The organism is Calidithermus roseus, from assembly GCF_003574095.1.
Lineage (GTDB): Bacteria > Deinococcota > Deinococci > Deinococcales > Thermaceae > Calidithermus > Calidithermus roseus.
In genome coordinates this window covers 1-1,540 of record NZ_QWLA01000156.1, presented here as the reverse complement: position 1 = coordinate 1,540, position 1,540 = coordinate 1, and the positions used below count along the sequence as shown (strand labels likewise).

Below are 1,540 nucleotides of genomic sequence, written 5' to 3'. Positions count from 1 at the left end.
TGCCCTACGGGCTGCTCTTCCGCCACCGCGGCCTGGCCCACCACTGGGTGCTGGGGCCCCTCAGCCGCCTGCTGTACCTGAGCCCGCTGCTGCTGCCGCTGCGTGGGTGGCTGGGGGGCCTCGAGCCGGCCCTGCTGTGGGGGGCCCTGGCGGGGTACTACGCCTCGCAGTGGCTCCACCTGGCCCTCGACGGCATCCCCCTGCGGCGCCTGTAGCGGGCACCGGGCCCGCCGGCGGTACGGCCAGCGGCCCCTCGAGTACTACCCCTGACCCCCGGCCTTTCCCCTGGCCCCGCTGAGGAGGGGCCTCGTCTTTCGTTTTACGGGCTCGCGGCCTGGAAGCCGTCCTGGACGGCTCTCCTACACGGGATAGGTCCAGGGATGGGTAAGCCGGACCAGGCCCGGGAAAGAGGGGGTGGGGCCGGGGCCGCGAGCAGGGCGTCATCCGTGAAAGAGACATTTCACGGATGACGTGCTACACTGAGGCCACCGTGAAGGAGATCGCCCACCCCGCCTTCCCCTACCCCGGCCTGGGCGGCTGTGCGGTCGAGGCCTACCGGCTGGGGCCGGTGGTGCTGGTGGTCCTGCGGGATCAGGACGACCACGGCGGCCCCTCGGTCACCAACGCCCTAGAGCAAGTCTGCCGCAAGGTGCACCAGGAGCTGCTGGCCCCGAAGGGGCTGGACCGGCCACAGACCTACTGGGTCCACCAAAGCCGGGTGGACGGGACCGCCAGCCTGGTGGAATTCCGCGCCCCCCAAGCCCTCGAGGGCCCCCGCCGACAGCTCCTCCCCCCGGAGGAGTTCGCCCGGATCCTGGAGGGCTTTGAGGCTCCCGATCCCCTCGAGGAGTGGATCCGCGAGGGGGCGCTGCGAGTCGAGGAGTGGGAGGAGATCCGCATCGAGCACGCCCGGAGGAGGCCCAACTAGGGTGGGAACTCGGCCAGGACTCGACCACCCCGAGGGCCTGCTGGCCGCCTACGAGCGCTACCTGCTGCTGGAGAAGGGCCACAGCCCGCGGGGGGTGCGGCGCTACCTCTACGACCTCAGGCTGTGGCTGGCCTTCCTCGAGGCCTCCGGCCTCCCCCCCGGCCCGCCGGCGGTGCGGCGGCTGATGGAGGAGCGCGCCCTGCGGCCCCGCCGGGCCCAGGGGGTGCTGGCCGCCATCCGCGGCTACTACCGCTGGCAGCGGGAGGTGCTGGGCCAGGCGGTGGAGGACCCCACCGCCCCGGTGGCCCGGCCCCGCGCGGGCCGACGGCTGGCCCGCTACCCCTCGCGCGAGGAGATCGCCCGGCTGCTCGAGGCCACGCGCTCCGAGCGGGAGGAGCGGCTCCTGTCCACGCTCATCCGCTTCCTCTACGGCAGCGGCCTGCGCCTGTCGGAGGCGCTGTCGCTGCGGGTGGAGGGGCTGGTGTGGGAGGCCCTGGAACTATACCTCGAACCCCCATTGCCAAACCCTTTGCCCTTGCTGCGCAAGGTGGAGGTAGAGCTTGGGGTCGCTTAGGTGCGCGAAAGGCTGATGCAGGTATTCCGGGAGGCCTG

The 1,540-nt window shown here is 72.4% G+C and carries 3 protein-coding genes; all 3 read left to right on the top strand.

Annotated features, from left to right (window positions below; translation table 11 throughout):
* On the top strand, positions 1 to 215 hold a 215-nt coding region (locus Mrose_RS18310; RefSeq protein WP_182482912.1), incomplete at its 5' end, for a DUF2227 family putative metal-binding protein.
* A 251-nt stretch (positions 216 to 466) separates the two neighbouring features.
* Positions 467 to 928 carry a hypothetical protein gene (locus Mrose_RS18305; protein ID WP_245970027.1) on the top strand — a complete coding sequence of 154 codons (462 nt, stop codon included), beginning with the start codon at positions 467 to 469 and terminating at the stop codon, positions 926 to 928.
* Position 929: 1 nt separating this feature from the next.
* Positions 930 to 1,502 carry a tyrosine-type recombinase/integrase gene (locus Mrose_RS18300; RefSeq protein WP_119280646.1) on the top strand — a complete coding sequence of 191 codons (573 nt, stop codon included), beginning with the start codon at positions 930 to 932 and terminating at the stop codon, positions 1,500 to 1,502.
* Positions 1,503 to 1,540: the final 38 nt, after the last annotated feature.

What these genes read in the sequence shown, in the direction of transcription:
- Mrose_RS18305 (WP_245970027.1), top strand. Translation starts at nt 467, where the DNA reads ATGACGTGCTACACTGAGGCCACCGTGAAGGAGATCGCCCACCCCGCC.